This is a genomic window from Brachybacterium paraconglomeratum, from assembly GCF_039541415.1.
Lineage (GTDB): Bacteria > Actinomycetota > Actinomycetes > Actinomycetales > Dermabacteraceae > Brachybacterium > Brachybacterium paraconglomeratum_A.
Genome location: NZ_BAABGE010000004.1, coordinates 460,103 through 483,706, shown reverse-complemented (window position 1 = coordinate 483,706; position 23,604 = coordinate 460,103). Strand labels below are relative to the sequence as shown.

The window sequence follows — 23,604 nt, the reverse complement described above, 5'->3', positions numbered from 1 at the left end:
GAACCGGCTTGACGCCGATTGATCATCACCCGCACACGGGGCGCATGAAGACATGTGCCCCGTGATTCGCGTATCAGGGCACGTTTCCCGATGCGCACTACCGAGGACGACAGGAGTGAACCCATGAGCAGCCAGCCTAATGGCGCCTGGCTCACCCAGGACGCGTACGACCGCCTGGTCAAGGAGCTCGCGGAGCTCGAAGGCCCCGCACGCGCTGAGATCACTGAACGCATCGCTGCGGCTCGTGACGAGGGGGACCTGAAGGAGAACGGCGGGTATCACGCTGCTCGCGAGGAGCAGGGCAAGATGGAGGCGCGGATCTCGGATCTCCAGCGTCTGCTGAAGAACGCCGTGGTCGGCGAAGCTCCGAAGGACGACGGGGTGGTCGAGCAGGGCATGGTCGTGGGCATCACGATGGCCGGCAAGGAGCGCACCTTCCTGCTGGGCAACCGCGAGATCGCCGACGGCAGGGACGACCTCGAGGTGTATTCCTCCGAGTCGCCGCTGGGCGGCGCGATCCACGGTTCCCGCGTCGGTGACACCGTGGAATACACGGCACCGAACGGGAAGACGTTCTCGATCGAGATCCTGTCAGCGACGCCTTACAAGGCATGACCGCTACGGCGTGAGCCGGGGCCCGCGTACGCGGGCACAGCGCATGAAGGAAGGCCCCCGTCCCAGCAGCTGCCGGGACGGGGGCCTTCCTTCCTGCGTACAGGACACGCTATGGACGAGGAGCGGAGCTCAGGCTCCGTCACCGTCCTTGCGCTGTCCCTCCTCGGGCGTGGGGCCGTGCGGCGCGTCCTGCGCCGACGGCGCGTCCTCGTCGAGCTCGGCGGCTCCAGAGTCAGGAAGGTCCGCAGCGGGGGCAGGATCGAGCGACGCCGATGCAGGCGTCGTGACCGGCGCCGGTGCGGGCGTCGCGACGGTCGCGGTGGTGGTCCCTGCCCCGTTCTCCGCTGCCGGGGCCCGCCTCTGGGTGAGGGAGGCGAAGTGCTCTGCACTCGCCCGGTCCTCGCCGAGATCGGGGCTCGGGTCCCGGCCCACCACGTACAGCAGTGTGGCGTTGACGAAGGCGATCAGCGGGATCGCGAACAGCGCACCGGGGATCCCGGCGATCATCGCGCCACCGGCGACCCCGAGGAACACCGCCAGTGGGTGCAGCTCGACAGCCTTGCCCATCAGGAACGGCTGGAGCACATTGCCCTCGATCTGCTGCACCGCGAGCACGATCGCCAGCATGATGAGCGCGAAGACCCAGCTCTTCAGCACGAGGACCAGCAGCACCGCGATCACGCCGGAGGCGATCGCACCGACCAGCGGGACGAAGGAGAACAGGAACACGAGCAGCCAGATCGGCACCGCATAGGAGCCGAGGCCCAGTGCGACCATGCCGATCGCGATGCCGATGGCGTCCACGGCAGCGACCAGGATCTGGGTGCGGATGTATGCCGACAGCGCCTTCCAGCCCCGGCGGAACGCCTCATGGGTGGGGACCCGGGCTGCGGGCGGCAGCAGGCCCACCACCCAGCGCCAGATCCCGGCCCCGCCCGAGAGCAGGAAGAACAGCGTGAACAGCGCCACCAGGATACCGGTGGCAAGGTTTCCGAGCACCGCAGCGGTGGTCACCGCGCCGCTGACCAGCTGCCCGGAATACTGCTGGAGCTGATCGAGGCCCTCGTCGAGCGCCGCGTTCATCATCGGCAGGTCGATCTGGAAGGTTGAGGTGGCCCAGTCCACGAGCCCCTGGAACCCCGTGACCGCCTTGTCCTGGATGTCAGCGAACTGGGCGAACAGCTGTCGTCCGGCGAGCGTGAACATCCCTGCGATCACCAGCAGCAGCCCGAGCAGTGCGATGCCGCTGGCGGCGGCACGACCGAGGAAGGTGTAGCGGGTGAGGACCTTGACGATCGGCGTCAGCAGCGCGGCGAGCAGGATCGCGATGAGGACCGGGATCACGATCGTGGTGACCTGCAGCAGTCCCCAGATCAGCAGGGCGGAGGCCGCGATGACGACGATGAGGCGCCAGGACCACGCTGCAGCCCGACGGACTCCGAGCGGGATCTCCTCGACTTCCGGGGCGAGGCGTGGGGCCCTCGGGGTGGGGCGCAGCTTCGACATGGGACTCCTTCCGTGAGCCACAGCGGCTCAGGGGCATCCTAATCACGCGGGCGCCCAGTTCCGTACGCCTCTGCCCGCGAGCACGGCGAGGAGACCGACGAAGGTCGACCCCCGTCTCACCGAGCGGTGGGCATGTGCCTCGCCTCGCAGGAACTACCGTGATCCCATGCACAGCGAGCAGCCCTCCCCCTCCCCCGCTCTCGGGGTCCCCGCACCGCAACAGGCCCCCGCAACGCCACCGGTCAGCGGGCTCGCCGCACCGATCTCGGCGGACGCAGCGATCTCGGAGCAGACCGCACTGTCGATCCGCGGCCTGCGGAAGTCCTTCGACAAGACAGAGGTCGTCCACGGGATCTCCCTGGACGTCCCGCGAGGCTCCTTCTACGGGATCGTCGGCCCCAATGGAGCGGGCAAGACCACCACGCTGTCGATGGCGACCGGTCTGCTGCGCCCCGACGGCGGCACCGCCCACGTGCTCGGGCACGACATGTGGGCCGAGCCCCAGCAGGCCAAGGCCCTGCTCGGGGTGCTCGCCGACGGGCTGCGCACCTTCGACCGGCTGACCGGTCGGGAACTGCTGACCTATGTGGGACTGGTGCGGGGGATGAAGGCCGACGTGGTCGAGGAGCGGATGGAGTCGCTGCTGACGGCCCTGGACCTCGCCGGGGAGGACGGCAAGCTCGTCGTCGACTACTCCGCCGGGATGACCAAGAAGATCCTGCTGGCCAGCGCGCTGCTGCACGCGCCGCGGATGCTGGTGCTGGATGAGCCGCTCGAGGCGGTCGATCCGGTCTCCGCGCAGGTGATCCGCAAGATCCTCACCGCCTACGTCGCCGGCGGCGGCACCGTGGTGCTGTCCAGCCACGTGATGGAACTGGTCGAGGGGCTGTGCAGCCACGTCGCGATCATCGCCGATGGCGCGCTGCTGGCCGACGGCACGCTCGACGAGGTCCGTCGCGGCGGAAGCCTGGTGCAGACCTTCATCGACCTGGTCGGCGGCGGCGACGTCGCGGAGGGGAGCCTGTCGTGGTTGGAGTCCTGAGCAGCGAGCACGCCGCCACCGCCTCCGCGGCGGACGTCCACCACGGCGCGATCTCCCAGAAGTTCCTGATCCGTCTGCAGCTGAAGCTCAAGTGGACGCTGTGGAAGCGGTCGTACCGCAAGAATATCGGCAAGCTCATCGGCACCGTCTTCGGGGTGCTCTACACCCTCGGCGCGCTGGTGGGCCTGGTGTTCCTGTTCCTGGGCACGACTTTGTGGGCCGGGGAAGGGTCGACGTTCCCGCTGGTCGTACGGGGCCTGGGAGCGCTGACCGTGCTGCTGTGGTTCTTGATCCCGGTGGTCGCCTTCGGACTCGACGACACCCTTGACCCGCGCGCCTTCGCCCTGTTCCCGCGGAGCGCGAAGCAGCTCCAGCCCGGGATGTTCGCCGCTGCGGCGCTGAGCCTGCCGAGCCTGTTCACGCTGATCGCGATCGCCATCGCGACCAGCTTCGAACTGCTGTGGCTGATCGTGTTCGGCCAGGGTGCAGTGTGGATCATCCTGGCTGCACTCGCCCTGATCCCGGCGAATCTGGCCGCCTTCGCGCTGTGCCTCCTGCTGCCCCGGGCCTGGTTCGCGCATTCGGCGAGCCGTGCCTCCTCCCGCAGTCGGCGTGAGGTGGGCGGGATCTTCGGCTTCCTGCTCATGTTCGTGGTGATCTACGGCTTCTCCCTTGGCATGCAGCGCGTCGCCGATCTTGATTTCACCCTGCTGGAGCGGGTGCTGCCCGCGGTGGTCGAGGTGCTGGCCTGGACTCCCGTCGGCGCTCTGTTCGCAGTGCCGATGGATCTCGCTGAGGGCCGGATCCTCGCCGCGCTCGTCCGTGCCCTGATCGGCGCGGTCACGATCGTGGTGGTGTGGCGGTGGTGGCGGCGTTCGATCGATATCTCCCTGACGTCGGCGCTCACCGGGGATGCCTCCTCGGGAGACACCAAGGTCTCCCCGCTGGTGCCCCGCTTCCTGGCCCCGAGCGCCTTCGGCGCGGTGATGGGCAAGTCGCTGCGCTACTGGCGCCGCGACACCCGCTATCTCGCCGCGCTCGGCATCTACCCGGTGATCATCGTGTTCTTCGTGGCGATGGGATTCATGCTCCCGGAGTCACGGCCGATGATGCTCGGGATGACGATCCTCATGTGCGGGATGAGCGGGATCAGCCTGTCCAACGAGATCGGTTTCGACGGCCCCTCGGGGTGGGTCAACATCGTCACCGGACTGCCCTCCCGCGCCAACCTGACCGGGCGCATCGCCGCACAGGCGGTGCTGATGGTGCCCGGAGTGCTGGTGGCGACGATCGTGATCCCGCTGCTGTACGGGATGGTGGAGCTGATGCCGATGACGGTGATGGTCTCGCTGGGGGCGATGGCCTGCGGCTGGGGCATCTCGATGGCGACCGGAGTGCTGCTGCCCTACCCGAGCTCGCCTCCCGGCACCAACCCGATGAAGGACAAGTCCGCCTCGAGCTCGAACGCGATGATCGCGATGACTGTGGCGATGGTGGGGGTGTTCGTGCCGCTGATCCCTGCAGTCGGCGTGGGCATCTGGGGTGCTGTGGTCGGCAGCCTCGCCCTCACCCTGCTCGCGGGAGTGCTCGCCCTGGTGGCCGGTGCGGTCGTGTTCCTGGTGGGCCTGCGGATCGCCGTGGTGCGGCTGGACGCGCGCTACCCGGATGTGTTCCAGAAAGTCCGCAACCACATCTAGAGCTCCCAGGTCCAGGAGTCAGAGCTCCCGGTGCTGGAGATGAGTTCAGCACCGCCGGGTGCTACACCAGGGTGCGCTCCATGACCAGTGCGTCGATGCGTCGGCCGCGGATCCGGTAGTAACCGCGCCGGCGGTCGATCTCCCGGTACCCGGCCGCGGAGTAGAAGGCGCGGGCCCGGGCATTGTCCTCCCGCACCTCGAGCAGCATCCGCTCGGCGCCGCCCGTGAGCGCCTGCTCCTCGCACCAGGCCAGCAGCGCCCGACCGATGCCCGCACCCTCACGGCGGGTACCGATGGTGTGGAGGTCCGCGATGTCGCCGGCGAGCATGATCCCGGCGTAGCCGAGCAGCTCGCCGCTCGCCTGCGGCCCGGCCGCGGCGAGGACATAGCGGCGGTCGGGGTGCTCGATCTCGGCGGCGAGCTGGAAGACGTTCCATGCCTCGTCGGGGAACAGCTCGAGCTCGGCGAAGGCGATCTCCTCGACGTCTTCGATGCTCGCTGGGCGCAGCGACCAGTCGGGTGCGGTCACCTCAGCGGCCCAGGGCGCTCTTGCGGGCGGTGGGCTTGGCCGCATCGGGCGCGCGGAGGTACATCGGCTCGGTGCTGCTGAGATCCTCGCCGCGGGCGCTGAGCGCTGCGGCGGCGAGCAGCAGATGTCCTGCATCGACGTGCACCAGGTCCGCGGTGGCAGGCAGCAGCTCCGGGTAGATCCCGGTCCCGGAGCCGACCAGGATGTCGCAGGCGGTGAGCTCGTCGGCGACGGCCGCCGGGGCATCGACCGCGGGCTCAGCGATGCGGGTGACCTCCCCGGTCGCCTCGCGGCGATAGCGGGCGTGGTAGACCTCGCGGCGACGGGCATCGAGCGCCACTCCGACGGTGACAGGGCCATCGTGCGCAGTTCCTTCCTGCGCGGAGCCTTCCTGCGCGGAGCCGAGCTCGGCGAGCGCCTGGTGGGCGAGGCCGTCCAGGGAGCTGAGCCCGTGCAGGGGCACCCCGAGCACGGCAGCGATCGAGCGGGCGGAGACGAGGCCGACCCGCAGGCCGGTGAAGGGCCCCGGACCGCGACCCACCACGATGCCGGTGAGCTCGGACCGCTCGATCCCGGCGGCCGTCAGCACCTCGTCGATCAGGGCCAGCAGCACCTCGTCGTGGTGGCGAGAGCGCTCATCGGCCCGAACCTGCAGGATCTCGGGCGCAGGGCCGGTGAGCTCACCGCGGGCGACGGCGACGCTCACCGCCCCGGAGGTGTCGATTCCCAGCAGCATCAGCGGTTCTCCTCGGTGGATTCGGCGGCACCGGTGGATGCGTCGGCTTCGGTGGGATCGGCGGCGCCAGTGGACTCGGCGGCACCGGTGGGCGCGTCGGCTTCGGTGGGGTCGGCGGCACTAGTGGACTCGGCGGCGAGGACGATCCCGTCCAGACCGGTGACGGCGGCCAGCGCCGCCTCGAGCCGGAGGATCGCCGACTCGTCCCAGCGGGGCCCGTACGGAGTCAGACGCAGGGTGCGCGGTTCGTCGGGGTCGTGCGGATCCTCGACCTGGTCCGGGCGTTCGAGCTCGACCCTCAGATAGGAAGAGACGAGGTGCTCGACCCGGTCCCGCCCCCACTCGACGACCGTGATGGCGCGGTCGAGATCAGCTTCGAGATCGAGGTCGTCGATGTCACCGCCCCCACCCAGCCGGTAGGCATCCACGTGGACGAGATCAGGGCCGTCGCCGAGGTTCGGGTGGACCCGTTCGATGACGAAAGTCGGGGAGGCGACAGGGCCGCGCACGTTCAGCCCAGCACCGAGACCCTGGGTGAAAGTGGTCTTGCCGGCGCCGAGGGGCCCGTCGAGCACCAGCAGATCCCCGGGTTGCAGCGCTCCGGCCAGGGCTCGGGCCACTGTGCGGGTGCCCTCCGCGTCGCGGGTGCGCACGGGCAGTGCGTTCATGCGCGCACCTCACGGCTGACGCGCCCGGAGACGGAGGTGAGGACCTCGTAGGGGATGGTGCCGGCGGCGCGTGCCCAGTCGTCGGCGGTCGGGGCGGAGGGCTCGTTGGGGTCGCCGCCGGCGTCGCCGAAGAGGAAGACCTCATCCCCAGCGCGGGCGTCCGAGTCCGGGCCGAGGTCGATGACGATCTGGTCCATGCTGATGCGGCCCACCTGCGGGGCCCGACGGTCACCGGACTCGGTGCGCACGATCACGGTGCAGCGGTCGCTCGCGGCGCGGTGGAGTCCGTCGGCGTAGCCGATCGGCACCAGGCCGAGGCGCGTGGAGCGGTCGGTGCTGCGGAGTCGGCCATAACCGATGCTCTGGCCCTCCTGCACTTCCTTGACCAGCGCGAGCCGGCTGGTCAGGGTCATCGCCGGACGCAGGTGCACGTCCGTCGGCACCGGCGGGTAGCCGTACAGCGCGATGCCGGGGCGCACGATGTCGCGGTGCAGGTCCGGGCGGGTGAGGGTGGCGGCGGAGTTCGCGATGTGCTGCAGCGGGATAGGGCCCACCTCTTCGGCGAGCGCCTCGCAAGCGGAGTCGAACAGCTCCACCTGCTGGTCGGTCGCCGGATCTGAAGGATCATCTGCGGTGGTGAGATGCGTCCAGGCGGCGGTGAGCTGGACGAAGTCGTCCTCCCGCATCGCCGCGCCGATCTCATGGATCTGCCAGGGCAGCACGCCGTTGCGTCCCATCCCGGTGTCGATCTTCAGGTGCACGCGGGCGCGTCGGTCAGCCTGGCGGGCGGCTGCGGAGACCATCGCCAGCATCTCCGGGGAGCCGACGGAGACGTCCACTCCAGAGCTGAGCACCTCGGGCAGCACGATGCGGGCGGTGTGCGGTTCATAGAGCCAGGTGAGGATCTGCGCATCGAGGCCGGCGCGAGCGAGGGCCAGTGCGCTCGCCGGGTGGGCGACGCCGAGCCAGGTGGCACCGCCCTCGATCGCGGCGCGGGCCGCGGTGAGCATCCCGTGCCCGTAGCCGTCGGCCTTGACGACAGCCATCAGGGCGGTCTGCTCCTCGAGCAGGGTGGCGAGGGCGCGAGTGTTCTGCGTGATCGCCGAGGGGTCGATCACGGCCCGGTTGGGCACGTGCCGAGGGTCCTCGGCAGGGATCGGGATGGTCATCGGGCTCCTTGGATCACGGCTGGGCGCCCGCCAGGATAGTCCCGATCGCGGCAGGCAGGTGGGTGGCCACCTCGAGGGCGACCAGTGGGTGGAGTCCATCATGGGACGCGAGGCGGCCGGCGCGGCCGTGGAGGATCGCGGCGAGCGCAGCAGCATCAGGGCTGGTCAGGCCGGCGGCGAGCAGGGTGCCGAGCACTCCGGCGAGCACGTCTCCGGTGCCGGCGGTGGCGAGCTGCGGGGTCGCATCGTCCTGGGCGCGCAGCGGCCCGCTGTCCCCCGGGGCGATGAGGGTGATCGCACCTTTCAGCAGCACGGTCGCGCCGGTGGCGTGGGCGAGGGCGGGGGCGAGCATCGCGCCGGGCAGGCCGGGGTCCAGGCCCAGGCGGCGGGCGAGGCGTTCTGCTTCGCCCTGGTGCGGGGTGAGGACCACATCGGCGCCGAAGCGGTGCTCCGGGGTGAGGACACCGAGGGCTCCGGCGTCGATCACACCGCGCGTGATCGTCCCGCCTGCCGCGCTGACCTCGGCGCCTGCTCGCGGCCCGTCCCCCACGGCGTCTCGCTGACGCAGGCAGTTCACGCCCGCGATGGCGCGGGGATCGCCGGGGGCGAGGCCGGGGCCGACGACCAGCGCGTCGGTGCGGCCGACGGCGGCGAGGTCCACCGCGTCCGGCCCGCCGAGGGCGCGTTCGACCCGGTGGCCGACCACCTCCGGTCGCTCGCGCAGCACGAGATCCAGCACGGTCTGAGGGGCGAGGCAGCGGACCATCCCGGCGCCGGCCCGGGCAGCACCGGAGGCGGCGAGCACCGCCGCGCCCGGGTACTGCTCGCTGCCCGCGGCGAGTGCAACCACGCCGCGGGTGTACTTCGAGGCGTCGCGACCCGGCTGCGGATACAGGCAGCGGGCGTCGGCGTCCTCGAGCCGCAGCACCGCGGGGGCTGCGGGCAGGTGCGGGCCGAGCCCCAGGTCCACGAGGTGGACCGTGCCGGAGCGCTCGGCGCCGCTGGGCAGCAGCAGCCCCGCCTTGATCGCCCCGAAGGTGATGGTCTCGGTCGCGTGCAGGGCCTCGGGGGCCGCCTGCCCGGTGGTGGCGTCGACGAAGCTCGGCAGATCGACCGCGATCACGGGGACTCCGCTCGCGCGCACCGCCGCCAGCAGCGGGGCGAGGGCGGTGGGGACCTCCGGCCGGCCGCCGATGCCGAGGATCGCGTCGAGCACCAGCGTGGTCTGGACGAGCTCGTCCTCGAGCGTGCCCGGGGCGGTGTCGGCGAGCAGCAGGATCCTGCCGCCTGCCTCGCGCAGCGCAGCGGCACCCTCCTCGTGGAGGCGGTCAGCGGTGGCGAGGGCGTCGGCATGGATGCCGCCGGCGCGCAGCATGGCAGCGGCATGGAGCCCGTCACCGCCGTTGGCGCCCGCACCGGCGAGGACCAGCACCTGGGGTGCGTGGGGTGCGCTCGGACCATGGTCGACTGCGGTGTGCAGGCGGGCCGTGACGTGGTCGGCGAGGGCGCGGGCGGCGCGGAGCATGAGCGGCTCCCCTGCCGCCAGCAGAGGTGTTTCAGCCGCCCGGACCGCCGCGGCGGTGTGGCCGCTGATCATGGGTGGCCGCCAGCAGCCGGAGCTGAAGCGCCGCCCGGGGCGCTGCCGCGCTCGGCGACGACGATCGCGGTGGCGACGTCCCCGTCGTGTGAGAGGGAGAGGTGCAGGTGGGCGACGCCCTGGGCTTCGGCGGCGCGGAGGGTGGCGCCGCGCAGGCGCAGGTAGGGGCGGCGCACCTCGGTGCGTTCGACGGTGACGTCCTGCCAGGAGAAGTCGCCGGGGGCGCCGAGGGCTTTGCCCACGGCTTCCTTCGCGGCGACCCTCGCGGCGCGGGAGGCGGCGGAGAGGCCGCGCTCCGAGGGGGTCAGCAGCCGGTCCAGCAGGGCAGGAGTCCGCTCGAGCATCGCGGTGAGGCGTGCGATCCCCACGACGTCGATGCCGACGCCCGCCACGGTGCCGTCGTCCCGCGGCGCGAACGCCCGGCCCCCGAAGCTGTGCGGGGGGCCGGGCGTCGGCGCTGCGGTCGAAGATGTGCTCACCCCGGCAGTATCACACCACCGGCTGGGCATCAGTGTTCGCGCTGGTCACTCCACGGTGACGGACTTGGCGAGATTGCGGGGCTGGTCCACGTCCAGGCCCTTCGCCGTCGCCAGCTCGCAGGAGAAGATCTGCAGCGGGATCACGGTCAGCAGCGCCGCGAAGAGGGTGCGGGTGGCGGGCACCCGGATCACCACATCGGCGTAGGGCAGCACCGCGTCGTCCCCTTCCTCGGCGATCACCAGGGTGCGGGCGCCGCGGGCGCGCACCTCCTGGATGTTCGAGACCACCTTGGAGTGCAGGGAGTGGCGGCCGTTCGGGGAGGGGACGATGACGAACACCGGCTGCCCCTCCTCGACCAGAGCGATCGGACCGTGCTTCAGCTCCCCGGCGGCGAAGCCCTCCGCGTGGATGTAGGCGATCTCCTTGAGCTTGAGCGCGCCCTCCATCGCCGTCGGGTAGCCGACGTGCCGGCCAAGGAAGAGCACGCTGGAGGCGTCCTTCATGTCGCGGGCGAGCTGCTCGACCTGTCCCGAGTTGTCCAGCACCTGCTGGATCTGGTCCGGGATCTGCTCGAGGTCGCCCATCAGCGCGGCGATCTCGTCGGGGTAGAGATTCCCGCGCACCTGGGCGAGGAACAGACCCAGCAGGTAGCAGGCGGCGATCTGGCCGAGGTACGCCTTGGTGGAGGCGACCGCGATCTCGGGGCCGACGTGCAGGTACAGCGCGGCATCTGCCTCGCGCGGGATGGTCGCGCCGCGGGTGTTGCAGATCGCGATGACCTTCGCGCCCTGCTCGCGGGCGTGGCGCACCGCCATCAGGGTGTCCATGGTCTCGCCGGACTGGGAGATCGCGACGACGAGGGTCTTCTCGGTGACGACGGGGTCGCGGTAGCGGAACTCGTGGGCGAGCTCGACCTCGGTGGGGATGCGGCACCAGTGCTCGATCGCGTACTTCGCGACGGCGCCGGCGTTGGCGGCGGTGCCGCAGGCGACCACGACGATCTTGTCGATGCTGCGCAGCACCGAAGGGTCGATGTCCATCTCGTCGAGCTTCAGGGAGCCCTCTTCGAGGCGGCCTCGCAGGGTGTCCGCGACGGCGCTGGCCTGCTCGTGGATCTCCTTGGCCATGAAGGAGTCGAAGCCGCCCTTCTGCGCGGCGGCGGCGTCCCACTCGATCGTGTAGCGCTTGGCGTCGGTGACCTCGTTGCCGTCGAAGTCGATGATCGCCACGGAGTTCGCGGTGACGGTGACGACCTGGTCCTGGCCGATCTCGAGGGCCTCCTTGGTGGAGTCCACGAAGGCGGCGACGTCGGAGCCGAGGAAGTTCTCGCCTTCGCCGAGGCCCACCACCAGCGGGGAGTTGCGGCGGGCGGCGACCACGGTGTCCGGAGCGTCCTTGTGCACGGCCAGCAGGGTGAAGGCTCCCTCGAGCGAGGCGGCGCTGCGACGCATCGCCTCGGTGAGGTCTCCGGCCTGCTCCATCTCGCGGGCGATCAGGTGGGCGGCCGCCTCGGAGTCGGTCTCGGAGAGGAAGGTGAAGCCGTCGCGCTCGAGCTCGGCGCGGAGGCCTGCGAAGTTCTCGATGATGCCGTTGTGCACCACGGCGATCTCGCCCTCGCGGCCACCTAGGTGAGGGTGGGCGTTGAGGTCGGTGGGTGCTCCGTGGGTGGCCCAGCGGGTGTGGGCGATGGAGACCCCGCCGGTGGTCTCGGCGGCGTCCTGGAGCGCCTCGCGGAGGTTGGCAAGCTTGCCGGCGCGCTTGGTGACGCGCACGGAGCCGTCATCGATCACGGCCACACCCGAGGAGTCATATCCGCGGTATTCGAGGCGGGCGAGGCCTTGCAGGGCGACGTCCACGGGACGAGAAGAGGGGGCTGCGGCCCGGGGGCCTGCGTATCCGACGATTCCACACATGCCGCTCACGCTAATGATCCGCAGAGCGATCGGCACTCACTACGCGGATTCCGGGAGAGGCCTTGCTCACGATGACGGGCACCGGCGCGCAGCCATGGCCAACGACTGCGCAGAGTGAGCAGAAATGAGCAAGCAATGCTGCGCGGAGCTGACCGCCTGCCGCCCGTGAGCGCACCGAGTCCCCACACGGCGCACCCGTGCACCGGGACCGCGTCGCGAGCTGGAACAATCACCCTCATGAAGTCTGCGTCGACGTCGAGCACCGTCACTCCGTTCGAGGAGATCCCGCGGGAGGACTGGGCCCGGCTCTCGCAGCAGACCCCTCTGCCGCTGAACGAGGACGACGTCACCCGCCTGCGCGGGCTCGGCGACCGGATCGATCTCCGCGAGGTCGACGCTGTCTACCGGCCGATCTCCCGCCTGCTGAACATCCAGGTCGCCGCATCACAGGCGCTGCGCCGCAACCGGGAAGATTTTCTGGACCAGCACCAGCAGCGCACCCCCTATGTGATCGGCGTGGCCGGCTCGGTGGCTGTCGGCAAGTCCACCACTGCCCGCCTGCTGCGCGAGCTGATGGCTCGCTGGCCCGAGACCCCGCGCGTGCAGCTGGTGACCACCGACGGCTTCCTCTACCCCAACGCCGTGCTCGAATCGCGCGGCATCATGCAGCGCAAGGGCTTCCCCGAGAGCTATGACCGGCGCCGGCTGCTCCGCTTCGTCGCCGATGTGAAGGCTGGGCACGAGCGGGTCGAGGCGCCGATCTACTCGCACCTGACCTACGACATCCTTCCCGACGAGCGGGTGGTGGTCGAGCAGCCCGATGTGCTGATCGTCGAGGGGTTGAACGTGCTGCAGCCTGCCCGGCCCCGCCGCGACGGTCGCCTCGGGATGGCCGTCTCGGATTTCTTCGACTTCTCCGTCTACGTCGACGCACGGATGGAGGACGTCCAGCGCTGGTACGTGGACCGCTTCCTGCAGCTGCGACGCACCGCCTTCTCCAACCCCCGCTCCTACTTCCGCCGCTATGCGGACCTCACCGATGAGGAGGCCAAGGAGACGGCGCTGGGGATCTGGCGCTCGATCAACGGCCCGAACCTCACCGAGAACGTGGTGCCGACGCGAGGCCGCGCCGATCTGGTGCTGCGCAAGGACGGCCAGCACAGCGTGCACTCGGTGCTGCTGCGGAAGGTGTGAGCGGGGCGGTCGCCGCGCGATCGCGGGGTGGCGGTCACGGGGTGAGAGTCGCAAAGTAGGGCGAATGGAGACGCCTATCGCCCCACTTTGCCCCGCTCGCGGGCCCACCGTGGAGCACCCCCGAGCGAGAGTCGCAAAGTAGGGCGAATGGAGACGTCTATCGCCCCACTTTGCCCCGCTCGCGGGAGAGTCCTTACCCCGCTCGCGGGAGAGTCCTTACCCCGCTCGCGGGAGAGTCCTTGCCCCGCTCGCGGGAGAGTTCTTGCCCTGCTCGCGAGGGGCTGGGGCCCGGGCGACGGTGCGCGCCCGGGCTCACGGCCTCAGAGGCCCACGCGCTCCCGGACGATGACGGCGAGGCGCTCGGCCATCTCGGTGGCCTGCTCGTCGGTGGGGGCCTCGACCATGACGCGCACGACGGGCTCGGTGCCGGAGGGGCGCAGCAGCACTCGGCCCGTCTCCCCCAGCTCGGCTTCTGCGGCCTCGATCGCATCAGTCACGCCACGGTCGATGGTGGCCTTGGCCTTGTCGACGTTCTTGACGTTGATCAGCGCCTGCGGGAGCCGGGTCATCACGTTCGCGAGGTCCCGGGCGGTGCGGCCGGTCTCGACCATCCGCTGCATCAGGTGCAGAGCGGTGAGCTCGCCGTCGCCGGTGGTGGCGTGCTCGGCGATGATCACGTGCCCGGACTGCTCGCCGCCGATGGAGTAGCCGCCGAGGTTCATCTCCTCGAGCACGTAGCGGTCGCCCACGCCCGTCTGGCCGAGCACGATGCCGTGCTCCTTCATCGAGAGCTTGAGGCCGAGGTTGCTCATCACGGTCACCACGAGAGTGTCGTCGTGGAGCTTGCCGCGCTCCTTGAGGTCCAGCGCCAGGATCGCCATGATCTGATCGCCGTCGATGATCTCGCCGTCGCCGGCGACGGCGAGGCAGCGGTCCGCGTCACCGTCGAAGGCGACCCCGAGGTCCGCTCCGTGCTCGAGCACCGCGGCCATCAGCGGCTCGAGGTGGGTGGAGCCGCAGCCGTCGTTGATCAGGCCCCCGTCGCTGCGGTCACCGATCACGTGCACGGTCGCACCGGCGCGACGCAGGGCGTCGGGGCCGGTGAGATAGGCGGCGCCGTTGGCGCAGTCCGCGACCACGGTCAGGCCTGCCAGCGGCCGGTCCAGGGTGGAGACGAGGTGCTGGACGTAGGCCTCGACCGCGCCCTCGTAGCGGGTGATGGTGCCGACGTCGGTGCCCTGGGGGCGGTCCCACTCCTCGCCGAGGCGCGCCTCGATGGCGTCCTCGACCTGGTCGGGCAGCTTGGTGCCGCCGCGGGCGAAGAACTTGATGCCGTTGTCCGGCGCCGGGTTGTGCGAGGCGGAGATCATGACACCGAGGTCCGCGCCGGTGGACTGCACGAGATACGCGAGGCCGGGGGTGGGCAGCACCTCGGCGTCGAGCACATCGACTCCGGCGGCGGCCAGGCCCGCGCTCACCGCGGCGGAGAGGAAGTCGCCGGAGGGGCGGGTGTCGCGGGCGACGATCGCGCGGGGCCGGGTGCCGCCGAAGGCCCCTAGGGTGCCCAGTACGTGGGCAGCGCCCACGGACAGCTCGACCGCGAGCTCCGCAGTGATGTCGCCGTTCGCGCGTCCGCGCACTCCGTCGGTGCCGAAAAGTCGTGCCACAGGATTCTCCTCATGAGGATTCGGGGTCTGCGGGCCCCCGTGAGCACTGCCGTGCGAGCGTGCCGCGCGTAGGTTCCGTGCCGGAGGTCCGCTGTGAGACTACCCGCTGGCGGGGGCCCTACTCCTCAGGTTCCTCGTCATCGAGGGGTTGCGCCGGTTACTTTGGAGGGATGTCCGATCCCGTGCTGCTCCCCCGCCTGCTGCCCTCCGCGATCAGCCATCACGTGGGCGATCGCACCGCGAGCAGGGGCCTCGGTGCAGCCCGCGCCGGCCGTGTCACGGACCTCCGCTGGGAGGTGGCGAGCTCGACCGTGTCGGCCGAGGTCGCCGAGGAGGACGGCACGCTGCGCCATCCCGAGGTGCAGCTGACGGAGTACGAGGAAGACTCCGTCTCCCGCCGCTTCCACTCTCCGGGGCCCGGTGGTCTGTGGCGGCCCCGCGGCTCCGCCTGCGACTGCTCCGTCGGCGAGGCGTGCGTGCACGTCGCGGCGACCCTCTACCGGCTCAATGACCTCGGTTCCGAGGTGGTGCGGGAGAGCCCGCCCGCCGAATGGCGCAGCGTGCTGCGACCCCTGCTGAACGCGACGCCGACCACCGACGGCGGCAATGCCGCGATGCCCCGCCCGCTGGCCCTGCGCTTCGATCTCGAGGCGGGCACCTCCGGGACCAGCACCTCCCGTCATCATCGCGAGATCGCGACCCCCGCCCATGTCGAGGCGGGCGCCGAGCTATGGCTGGGGATGCGGCCCCTGACCCGGGGCCGCAAGGGTGCCTGGATCAAGGGGGACCTGTCCTGGCGCACCTTCGAGTTCCGCCTCGCCGGCCGCGAGTACGACCCGACCCATGGCGAGGCGCTGACCCGCATCTTCGCCGCCGCCTCGGTGGAGCGCTCCTACTCCAGCGGGGCGATCGATCACCTCTGGCTGAACTCGATCACCTCCCCTCTGTTGTGGCAGTCGCTCGAGCATGCCCGGGGCGCCGGGGTGGAGTTCCTGCCCGGCAGCGGGCTGGCCGCCATCGACCTGGTGGCCGGCGGTGAGGTGGGACTGGACCTGCAGTCCGACGACACCATCGGGGAGCTGTACGTGCGGCCCCGCATCGCCGTGGCCGGGGAGAAGGCGCCCCGGGGCCGACTCCTCGGAGCTTCCGGGGTGCTGGATGTGGAGACCACGGAGGACGGGCTGCTGGCTGCTCGCCTCGCCCCGCTCGGCTCCTCGGTGCCGCGCGCCCTGCGCTCGCTGCTGCATCGCCGGGAGCCACTGGTGATCCCGGCGCAGGATCGCCAGGCCTTCCTCGAGGTCGCCTACCCGCAGCTGCGAACCCTGACCACCATGACGAGCCTGGACGGCAGCGTGGAGCTTCCTGCGGCGCGCCGGCCCACCCTGCACCTCACCGCCGCCTACGCCTCGGGGGACCGTCTGTCCCTGCGCTGGTCCTGGCGCTATCACGATCCGGACCGGCGTCTGCCGATGGATCAGCGTCAGGGCGCCCATCGCGACCTGGCCCACGAGGAGGAGGTGATCGCTGCAGCGATGACCCTGTGGCCGCTGGAGGCGACGGACTCCCCCGAGCTGCTCAGCGGCACCGACACCGCCGATTTCACCGAGCATGTGCTGGACGACCTCGCTGCGATGGATCACGTCGAGGTCGAGATCACCGGCACCCGCCACGCCTATCGCGAGCTGGACAGCGCCCCGAATGTGCGCGTCACCCAGCAGGCCTCGCCCGGGAAGAACGACTGGTTCGACCTCGGTTTCGAGATCACCATCGAGGGCCGCCAGATCCCGTTCCCGAGCCTGTTCGTGGCGCTCGCCCGGGGCAGCGCGAAGCTGCTGATGCCCGATCGCACCTACTTCTCGCTGGACCATCCGGCCTTCGACGCGCTGCGGGAGCTGATCCGCGAGGGTGAGGCGCTCGCGGAGTGGGAGCCGGAACGGCAACGGATCTCCCGCTTCCAGGTGGACATGTGGAACGACCTCCAGGAGGTCGCTGACGAGACGGTCGCGAGCAGCGAATGGAGCCGCACCGCGCTGTCCCTGCGCTCGCTCGAGGACACACCGCCGCCCCCGCTCCCCCGCGGCCTGCAGGCCGAGCTTCGCCCCTACCAGCACGAGGGCTTCACCTGGCTGGACTTCCTCTTCACGCACGGGCTCGGCGGGGTGCTGGCCGACGACATGGGCCTGGGCAAGACGGTCCAGACCCTGGCCCTGATCGCCCGTGCCAGAGAGCAGGATCCGCAGGCCCCGCCGTTCCTGGTGGTCGCCCCTGCCTCGGTGCTGCCGGTGTGGCGACGTGAGGCCGAGCGCTTCACCCCCGGCCTGACGGTGAGGGTGCTGGACCGCACCGCCGCCTCCCGCGGCACGGACCTTCCTGCCGCAGCGATCGGGGCTGATCTGCTGGTGACCAGCTATTCGGTGCTGCGCATCGACGAGGAGGAGTTCGCGAGCTCTCGCTTCCAGGGCTTCGTGCTCGATGAGGCGCAGTTCGTGAAGAATCGCCGCTCGCGCACCCACCGCGCCGCGAAGCGTGTGCAGGCCCGCTTCCGGCTCGCGATCACCGGTACCCCGATGGAGAACTCGCTGGATGATCTGTGGGCGATCCTCGACCTGGTCGCCCCGGGTCTGCTCGGCACCGCGATCGGGTTCCGCAAGCAGTACACGCTGCCGATCCAGAACGGTGACCATCCCGGCCGGATGGAGCTGCTGCGCCGCCGGGTGCGGCCCTTCCTGCTGCGACGCACCAAGGAGCTGGTCGCCGCAGAGCTGCCCGAGAAGCACGAGGAGGTGCTCATGGTGACCCTCTCGCCGGAGCATCGTGCGGTGTACGACTCGGTGCTGCAGCGAGAGCGGAAGAAGGTGCTGGGCCTGATCGACACGGATCTTGATCGCAGCCGTTTCATCGTGTTCCGCTCCCTGACCCTGCTGCGGATGCTGGCGCTGGATCCGGCTCTCGTCGACGCCGAGGAATACGCGGACGTGCCCAGCTCGAAGCTCGAGGCGCTGTTCGATCGTCTCGAGGAGGTGATCGGCGACGGGCACCGTGTGCTGCTGTTCAGCCAGTTCACCTCCTACCTGGACCGGGTCGCCGCGGAGCTGGACCGGCGCGAGGTGCGCTATTCGCACCTGGACGGCTCCACCCGCGACCGGGACGCGGCGGTGACGGGCTTCCGCGAGGGCGATGCCCCGGTGTTCCTGATCTCGCTGAAGGCGGGCGGCTTCGGCCTCACCCTCACCGAGGCGGATTACGTCTTCCTGCTGGACCCGTGGTGGAACCCTGCCGCGGAGAACCAGGCCGTGGACCGCGCCCACCGCATCGGCCAGGAGCGCCAGGTGATGGTGTACCGGATGATCGCCGAGGACACGATCGAGGAGAAGGTGCTCGCGCTGCAGCGGCGCAAGGCCGAGCTGTTCGATGCCCTCACCGACGGTGGCGAGGCGTTCCGCTCCGCGGTCACCGCGGAGGACCTGCGGGAGCTGCTCAGCTGAGAGTTCAGCTCACACGGTCATCGTGCTGGTCGGCGGCGCATTCTCTGCTCATCAGCCGCAGGCAGCCCGGGCCGGCGTTCCACGTCGCCCACCGCGGTATGACTCAACGGTCGCGCCACCACAGTGCGAGACGGCAGCCCGCGGCGACGAGCACGATCGCGCCGACGAGGAGAACGAGAAGGGTCACGACCTCCCAGGCGCCGATCCCCATGAATCCTCGTCCTGCAGCGAACATCTGGTTCATCACTTCGCCCCATCATCCCGTGGCCAGCTCCCCTACCTGAGCGAGCCACACCGGCCATGTACCCTCCTCATGCTATCCACCTGGCACGGGACGTGCCATACCGACCGACTGGGCGTTCGAGGGTGCGACCGTCGAGGAGCAGCGGCGGCGGTACCGCGTCCAGCGGCCCGGAGGCCGACGGAACCCGCACCCGCAGGACGTCGAGCCCGCCCGGCTCCCCGGCGGGCGAGGGCAGGGCCAGGAGCTTCCGCGCCGCTCCGAGCAGGCTCACACGCACCGTCACGGCACGGCCCCACGCGAGCGATTCGAGGATGTGGGCGGCCAGGAGATGACCGCTGGAGTGGTCGAGGGCCTGCACAGGCAGCGCCCCGGGACGGTCGGAGTTCCCGCAGCGCACGGCGATACCGGTGGCTGCCTGCACGATCGAGTCGAAGCCCGCGCGCTGTCCCCACAGCCCGTGCTCGCCCCAGGCGGAGAGCGAGACGATCACGGCCTGCGGCGCGAGTTGTTCGAGGTCGCGAGTGCCCAGACCATGGCCGGCGAGTGCCCCGGGTCGGTAGCCGTCGAGGATGACATCGGCCTCTGCGGCGAGGGCGCGCAGCCGCTCCGCATCGCCGCGACGGCGGAGGTCCAGCAGCGCCGAGCGCTTGCCCATCCCGGTGGAGAGGTGCTGGTCGAGGAGCTCAGGGCGATGCGGCGGGTCGATGCGCAGCACGTCGGCACCCAGACAGGCGAGCAGCTGGGTGCAGGTGGGGCCGGCGATCACCCGGGTCAGGTCCAGCACGCGCACGCCGTCCAGCGGGAGGCTCTCGGGAGCGCCTCGGCCGCCGGCTGCTGAGTCTCCCCTCGCCGTGCCTGCATTGACACCGGTGCCCGGCACCGCGCGGACAGGGCCGAGCGCCGGGCGCTCCCCGCGGTCCTCGACTCTCACCCAGGGGTCCTGGGCCGTGGCCTGCGCCTGCGGGTGCGCTCGCCATTGCTGCTCCGTGCGCACCGCGACCGCGATGCCTCCAGCAGCGGAGACCTGCTCCTCGACCTCGGAGGCCTCCCGTCGGCCGATCTCGCGCTCGAGCCCGGCCCGGTCCCGCACGCTCAGCAGCTCCGACAGGACCGCGGCGTGATGGGGATAGTTGCCGTGCAGGCGCACCCAGCCGTCGCGCGCCGCGACGAACCCGGAGAACTCGCCCCAGGAATGAGGGACCCTGCCGTCGATGCGCAGATGGTCGATCGCGGCGAAGGAGGCGGCGATCTGCTCGTCGCTGGTCTCGAGGTGGAGATCCAGACCGCGCGCAGCGGCGAGCTCGGCCGCGGCATCTCGCATCCGGTGCACCGCGGACCGGGCGAGCTGCTCGGCATCGAGCGGCCCGCCCCACCAGCGGCGATGTGTCGAGGACATGATCCGAGCGTAGACCCGCTGCCGGCGGGCCGGCTCACGCTCCGCTGTCACACTTCGCGCGGTTGTCACACTTCGCGCGTCGGCGGTGTCCTATGGGCAGAACCGGAACATCCCCGAGCCACATCCAGGAGTGAGCACCATGTCCCGCATCCATGACGCGGTCATCGTCGGCGGCGGCTATGCCGGTGTCGTCGCCGCGAACCGGCTGAGCACGTCCCCCGCCCTGACCGTCACCCTCGTCAACCCCCGTCCCTCGTTCGTCGAGCGCATCCGTCTGCACCAGCGGGCCACCGGCAGCTACGACGCGACGGTGCCCTACCGCGAGGTGCTCGCACCGAGCGTGCGCCTCATCGTGGACACCGTCACCAGGATCGTTGCCGACTCCTCCCGCCTCGAGCTCGCCTCGGGGGTCGAGCTGCACTTCGACCGTCTGGTGTACGCCGTGGGCAGCCATGCCGCGACCCCGGAGGTGCCCGGCGCCGCGGAGCACGCCATCGCGCTGAGCACCCTGGAGCAATCCGACGATCTCCGCCATCGCCTGGAATCACTGCCTGCCGGGGCACCGCTCACCGTCGTCGGCGCCGGATCGACCGGGATCGAGGTCGCCGCCGAGCTCGCCGAGCAGGGCCACCCCGTCACCCTGCTCGCCGGCGGCGGGCTCGGACCATCCCTCCACCCCTCGACACGGCGCACCATCGCCCGACAATTCGAGCGACTGGGCGCCCGGGTGCTCTCCGGCCCGGGCGCTCGGGCGGTGGCCGTCCAGGCCGATCGCGTGCAGCTCGCCGACGGGCGCGAATTATCCAGCGCCCGCACCGTCTGGACCGCAGGATTCACCGTCCCCGACCTCGCCCGCCGCAGCGGACTGACCACCGACGCGTCGGGACGTCTGGTCACCGATGAGGCACTGACCAGTGTCGACGACGACAGGATCGTCGCCGCCGGAGATTGCGCCGCCCCCTCCGGGCGGCCGTACCGGATGTGCTGCGCCTCCGCCCAGCCGCTCGGTGCACTGGCCGCGGAGACCGTGCTGCTCCGTGTGGCGGGGGACGCCCCGCGGGGGCGGTCCCTCGCGCTGCCGGGACAGTGCCTCAGCCTCGGGCGCCGAGCGGGCGTGATGCAGCTGGCGCGGCGCGACGACACCTCGCTCCGCACTCACGTCGGAGGTCGGCCCGGCGCTCTGATCAAGGAGGGCATCACCGCCGGGACCCTGGTGGGTCTGCGCACCATGGCGCGCCGACCCGGCCTGATCCCGGCCATGAAGCTGCTGCAGGACCCGCGCCGTGCCGCGCTCCTCGCCGCCCCAGGTGCGCCCGCCTCCGGCTCGGTGGCAGGATCCCCTGTCGGCGACGTCACCGGCCTGACAGACTGAACACCCCACCCTGGAGACCCCCATGTCCGATCCCACCGACAGGTCCGATCCCACCGACTCTCCTGCGAAGGGTTCCGCGGCCGATGCCACGACTGCCGCCGCGACCGTCGCCTTCGTCGCCCACCGCAACCTGCTGTTCACCGTCGCCTACGAGATCCTCGGCTCCGCCGTCGACGCCGAGGACGTGCTCCAGGAGACCTGGCTGCGATGGGTGGACGTGGACCTCGACTCCGTCCGCGAACCCCGTGCCTACCTGGTCCGGATCGCGACCCGGCAGGCGCTGAACCGGCTGCGCTCGCTCGAACGTCGCAGGGAGGACTACGTGGGGCAGTGGCTGCCCGAACCGCTGCTGACCTCTCCCGATGTGGCGGAGGACGCGGTGCTGGCGGACAGCATCTCGATGGCGCTGATGGTGGTGCTCGAATCACTGTCCCCCACCGAACGTGCGGTGTTCGTGCTGCACGAGACGTTCGGCTTCACGCACCCGGAGATCGCCGAGGCCGTGGACCGCTCCCCCGCTGCGGTGCGGCAGATCGCGCACCGGGCCCGCGAGCACGTCACGGAGCGCCGACCGCATCACCACTCGGACCCGGCCGAAGCCCGGCGTGCCCTGGAGGCCTTCGCGCTCACCGTCGAGACCGGCGACCTGCAGGCCCTCATGGACGTGCTGGCCCCGGACGTCGTGGTGCTGGCCGACGGCGGCGGCGTCAAGCAGGCGGTGCCCAATGCGGTGCGCGGTGCCGAGAAGGTCGCCCGGCTGTTCCTGGGCGGGTTGCGGAAGGTCGAGGGTGTTCTCGCGGCCCACCCGACGGTGATCAACGGGCACCCGGCCCTCTCGATCACGCTCGACGGCGAGCTCGATGGCATCTTCAGCGCCCGGGTCCAGGACGGCCGCATCGTGGGGATCTACTACATGCGGAATCCGGAGAAGCTCTCCCACCTCACCACCACGACCGCTCTCGCTCGTCGCTGACCCACCCCGGCCCGTGCCGGGCAACACCGCACTGGGAGCCTGCCCGGCGACGTCACGACGGGAGCCTGCCCGGCGACGTCGGGACGGGAGCCTGCCCGGCACCGCTCCAGCCCGTCCCGCACCGACAGGCCACGACTCCCGAACGCAACGATGCCCCCGACCCGGAGGTCGAGGGCATCGCGTGCACTGCGTGAAGGGTGCGGAGCAGTGCCCCGCGCCCGATCAGCGCTTGGAGTACTGCGGAGCCTTACGGGCCTTCTTCAGACCGGCCTTCTTACGCTCGATGACACGTGCATCGCGGCGCAGGAAGCCTGCCTTCTTGAGGATCGCGCGGTTCGCGTCTTCGTCGATCTCGTTCAGCGCGCGGGACACACCGAGGCGCACAGCGCCGGCCTGTCCGGACGGGCCGCCGCCGTGGAGGCGAACCCACACGTCGAAGCGTCCCTGGAGGTCAAGTGCCGTGAACGGGTCGTTGACTTCCTGCTGGTGGAGCTTGTTCGGGAAGTAGTTCTCAATGGTGCGGCCATTGATGATCCACTGGCCGGAGCCAGGGGTCAGGCGCACGCGAGCGATCGCGCGCTTGCGACGACCGGTGCCGTAGCCCGGCTCGATCGCAGACTGGCCGGCGCCGACGGCAGATTCGCCGGTCGACTCGGTGGTGAAGCTCGAGGGTGCGGACTCGTCGGTCACGGTCTCGAGGTTTTCGGTAGTATCGGGGGTGGACTCAGTCACGGTTCTCCTTGGTTCGTCCGTGCGGCAGGGCGGAGTGGCGGGACACCCGCTTACTGCGCCACCTGATCGATGGTGAAGGGGACGGGCATCTGAGCGGCGTGCGGGTGCTCGGAGCCCTGGTAGACCTTGAGCTTCTTGATCTGCTGATCAGCAAGCTTGTTCTTCGGAAGCATGCCGCGGATGGCCTTCTCCACTGCGCGCTCAGGATTCTTCTCGAGCAGCTCGGAGTAGGGGGTGCTGCGGAGGCCGCCGGGGTAGCCGGAGTGGCGGTAGGCCAGCTTGGCCTCCCGCTTGTTTCCGGTCAGCGCGACCTTGTCAGCGTTGATGATGATCACGAAGTCGCCTGCATCCACATGGGGTGCGAAGACCGGCTTGTGCTTTCCCCTCAGGAGCTGTGCAACCTGGGAAGCGAGCCGGCCGAGGACGACATCCGTTGCGTCAATGACGTGCCAGGAACGCTCGACATCGCCGGGCTTCGGGGTGAACGTACGCACTCGTGCCTTCTTCTCTCGTCGTGGTGCCCGGGCGGCAAGACGCCGACCAGGCACGGTTCGATGGACCGTGGGCACGCTTCCTTCGGGTAAAAGCA

20 protein-coding genes are annotated in these 23,604 nt (G+C 70.6%); 7 read left to right on the top strand and 13 right to left on the bottom strand.

Going from position 1 to position 23,604, the window contains the following annotated elements; all coding sequences use genetic code 11:
- Positions 1-123: 123 nt before the first annotated feature.
- Positions 124-615: a transcription elongation factor GreA gene (gene greA / locus ABD893_RS06715; RefSeq protein ID WP_345077220.1), complete on the top strand. Its 492-nt coding sequence runs from the start codon at positions 124-126 to the stop codon at positions 613-615.
- A gap of 129 nt (positions 616-744) precedes the next feature.
- On the opposite strand, the gene ABD893_RS06710 is transcribed toward greA, so the two are convergent.
- Entirely contained in the window at positions 745-2,121 is a 1,377-nt protein-coding gene (locus ABD893_RS06710) for an AI-2E family transporter (RefSeq protein ID WP_345077217.1), read from the bottom strand.
- 166 nt (positions 2,122-2,287) lie between these two features.
- On the opposite strand from ABD893_RS06710, the gene ABD893_RS06705 reads away from it, so the two are divergent.
- Positions 2,288-3,163: an ABC transporter ATP-binding protein gene (locus ABD893_RS06705; protein WP_345077214.1), complete on the top strand. Its 876-nt coding sequence runs from the start codon at positions 2,288-2,290 to the stop codon at positions 3,161-3,163.
- Positions 3,148-4,860, top strand: coding sequence for a hypothetical protein (locus tag ABD893_RS06700; RefSeq protein ID WP_345077211.1), 1,713 nt, complete (start codon positions 3,148-3,150; stop codon positions 4,858-4,860). The genes ABD893_RS06705 and ABD893_RS06700 overlap by 16 nt, the downstream gene beginning before the upstream one ends.
- A gap of 61 nt (positions 4,861-4,921) precedes the next feature.
- Here ABD893_RS06700 and ABD893_RS06695 read toward each other — a convergent pair whose 3' ends face one another.
- The 7 genes from ABD893_RS06695 to glmS form a co-directional block, all read right to left on the bottom strand.
- Positions 4,922-5,389: a GNAT family N-acetyltransferase gene (locus ABD893_RS06695; RefSeq protein ID WP_345077208.1), complete on the bottom strand. Its 468-nt coding sequence runs from the start codon at positions 5,387-5,389 to the stop codon at positions 4,922-4,924.
- 1 nt (position 5,390) lies between these two features.
- Positions 5,391-6,125 (bottom strand): tRNA (adenosine(37)-N6)-threonylcarbamoyltransferase complex dimerization subunit type 1 TsaB, encoded by a 735-nt coding sequence (tsaB, locus tag ABD893_RS06690; RefSeq protein WP_345077205.1) that lies wholly within the window; start codon positions 6,123-6,125, stop codon positions 5,391-5,393.
- Positions 6,125-6,793, bottom strand: coding sequence for a tRNA (adenosine(37)-N6)-threonylcarbamoyltransferase complex ATPase subunit type 1 TsaE (tsaE, locus tag ABD893_RS06685; protein WP_345077202.1), 669 nt, complete (start codon positions 6,791-6,793; stop codon positions 6,125-6,127). Before tsaE ends, tsaB begins: the two co-directional genes overlap by 1 nt.
- Complete coding sequence (alr, locus tag ABD893_RS06680) at positions 6,790-7,962, bottom strand: alanine racemase (protein WP_345077199.1); 1,173 nt, start codon at positions 7,960-7,962, stop codon at positions 6,790-6,792. The genes tsaE and alr overlap by 4 nt, the downstream gene beginning before the upstream one ends.
- 13 nt (positions 7,963-7,975) lie before the next feature.
- Entirely contained in the window at positions 7,976-9,487 is a 1,512-nt protein-coding gene (locus ABD893_RS06675) for an NAD(P)H-hydrate dehydratase (protein ID WP_345077196.1), read from the bottom strand.
- Positions 9,488-9,555: 68 nt separating this feature from the next.
- Entirely contained in the window at positions 9,556-10,038 is a 483-nt protein-coding gene (locus ABD893_RS06670) for a holo-ACP synthase (RefSeq protein ID WP_345077193.1), read from the bottom strand.
- Between the two features lie 45 nt (positions 10,039-10,083).
- On the bottom strand, positions 10,084-11,952 hold the full coding sequence (glmS, locus tag ABD893_RS06665; RefSeq protein ID WP_345077190.1) for a glutamine--fructose-6-phosphate transaminase (isomerizing): 1,869 nt from the start codon (positions 11,950-11,952) through the stop codon (positions 10,084-10,086).
- A gap of 237 nt (positions 11,953-12,189) precedes the next feature.
- Between glmS and coaA the strand changes: the two genes are divergently transcribed.
- Positions 12,190-13,146: a type I pantothenate kinase gene (coaA, locus tag ABD893_RS06660; protein ID WP_345077187.1), complete on the top strand. Its 957-nt coding sequence runs from the start codon at positions 12,190-12,192 to the stop codon at positions 13,144-13,146.
- Between the two features lie 320 nt (positions 13,147-13,466).
- Here coaA and glmM read toward each other — a convergent pair whose 3' ends face one another.
- Positions 13,467-14,813 (bottom strand): phosphoglucosamine mutase, encoded by a 1,347-nt coding sequence (glmM, locus tag ABD893_RS06655; protein WP_345077184.1) that lies wholly within the window; start codon positions 14,811-14,813, stop codon positions 13,467-13,469.
- Positions 14,814-14,983: 170 nt separating this feature from the next.
- On the opposite strand from glmM, the gene ABD893_RS06650 reads away from it, so the two are divergent.
- Positions 14,984-18,298 (top strand): SNF2-related protein, encoded by a 3,315-nt coding sequence (locus ABD893_RS06650; protein WP_345077181.1) that lies wholly within the window; start codon positions 14,984-14,986, stop codon positions 18,296-18,298.
- Between the two features lie 103 nt (positions 18,299-18,401).
- Here ABD893_RS06650 and ABD893_RS06645 read toward each other — a convergent pair whose 3' ends face one another.
- Together ABD893_RS06645 and ABD893_RS06640 are read right to left on the bottom strand one after the other, a co-directional pair.
- Positions 18,402-18,542 (bottom strand): hypothetical protein, encoded by a 141-nt coding sequence (locus tag ABD893_RS06645; protein WP_345077178.1) that lies wholly within the window; start codon positions 18,540-18,542, stop codon positions 18,402-18,404.
- A 67-nt stretch (positions 18,543-18,609) separates the two neighbouring features.
- Positions 18,610-19,938 carry a CoA transferase gene (locus ABD893_RS06640; protein WP_345077175.1) on the bottom strand — a complete coding sequence of 443 codons (1,329 nt, stop codon included), beginning with the start codon at positions 19,936-19,938 and terminating at the stop codon, positions 18,610-18,612.
- A 139-nt stretch (positions 19,939-20,077) separates the two neighbouring features.
- On the opposite strand from ABD893_RS06640, the gene ABD893_RS06635 reads away from it, so the two are divergent.
- Positions 20,078-21,310 carry an NAD(P)/FAD-dependent oxidoreductase gene (locus tag ABD893_RS06635; RefSeq protein WP_345077172.1) on the top strand — a complete coding sequence of 411 codons (1,233 nt, stop codon included), beginning with the start codon at positions 20,078-20,080 and terminating at the stop codon, positions 21,308-21,310.
- A 22-nt stretch (positions 21,311-21,332) separates the two neighbouring features.
- Positions 21,333-22,283: an RNA polymerase sigma-70 factor gene (locus tag ABD893_RS06630; RefSeq protein ID WP_345077169.1), complete on the top strand. Its 951-nt coding sequence runs from the start codon at positions 21,333-21,335 to the stop codon at positions 22,281-22,283.
- 222 nt (positions 22,284-22,505) lie between these two features.
- Here the strand turns inward: ABD893_RS06630 and rpsI are convergent, their stop codons facing one another.
- Both rpsI and rplM read right to left on the bottom strand, forming a co-directional pair.
- Positions 22,506-23,015 carry a 30S ribosomal protein S9 gene (gene rpsI, locus ABD893_RS06625; RefSeq protein WP_345077165.1) on the bottom strand — a complete coding sequence of 170 codons (510 nt, stop codon included), beginning with the start codon at positions 23,013-23,015 and terminating at the stop codon, positions 22,506-22,508.
- Between the two features lie 50 nt (positions 23,016-23,065).
- Positions 23,066-23,509, bottom strand: coding sequence for a 50S ribosomal protein L13 (gene rplM / locus ABD893_RS06620; RefSeq protein ID WP_345077162.1), 444 nt, complete (start codon positions 23,507-23,509; stop codon positions 23,066-23,068).
- Positions 23,510-23,604 lie beyond the last annotated feature (95 nt).

Coding starts and splice junctions, on each gene's coding strand:
- greA (WP_345077220.1), top strand. CDS start 124: ATGAGCAGCCAGCCTAATGGCGCCTGGCTCACCCAGGACGCGTACGAC.
- ABD893_RS06710 (WP_345077217.1), bottom strand. CDS start 2,121: ATGTCGAAGCTGCGCCCCACCCCGAGGGCCCCACGCCTCGCCCCGGAA.
- ABD893_RS06705 (WP_345077214.1), top strand. CDS start 2,288: ATGCACAGCGAGCAGCCCTCCCCCTCCCCCGCTCTCGGGGTCCCCGCA.
- tsaB (WP_345077205.1), bottom strand. CDS start 6,125: ATGCTGCTGGGAATCGACACCTCCGGGGCGGTGAGCGTCGCCGTCGCC.
- tsaE (WP_345077202.1), bottom strand. CDS start 6,793: ATGAACGCACTGCCCGTGCGCACCCGCGACGCGGAGGGCACCCGCACA.
- alr (WP_345077199.1), bottom strand. CDS start 7,962: ATGACCATCCCGATCCCTGCCGAGGACCCTCGGCACGTGCCCAACCGG.
- ABD893_RS06675 (WP_345077196.1), bottom strand. CDS start 9,487: ATGCTCCGCGCCGCCCGCGCCCTCGCCGACCACGTCACGGCCCGCCTG.
- glmS (WP_345077190.1), bottom strand. CDS start 11,952: ATGTGTGGAATCGTCGGATACGCAGGCCCCCGGGCCGCAGCCCCCTCT.
- coaA (WP_345077187.1), top strand. CDS start 12,190: ATGAAGTCTGCGTCGACGTCGAGCACCGTCACTCCGTTCGAGGAGATC.
- ABD893_RS06650 (WP_345077181.1), top strand. CDS start 14,984: ATGTCCGATCCCGTGCTGCTCCCCCGCCTGCTGCCCTCCGCGATCAGC.
- ABD893_RS06645 (WP_345077178.1), bottom strand. CDS start 18,542: ATGAACCAGATGTTCGCTGCAGGACGAGGATTCATGGGGATCGGCGCC.
- ABD893_RS06640 (WP_345077175.1), bottom strand. CDS start 19,938: ATGTCCTCGACACATCGCCGCTGGTGGGGCGGGCCGCTCGATGCCGAG.
- ABD893_RS06635 (WP_345077172.1), top strand. CDS start 20,078: ATGTCCCGCATCCATGACGCGGTCATCGTCGGCGGCGGCTATGCCGGT.
- ABD893_RS06630 (WP_345077169.1), top strand. CDS start 21,333: ATGTCCGATCCCACCGACAGGTCCGATCCCACCGACTCTCCTGCGAAG.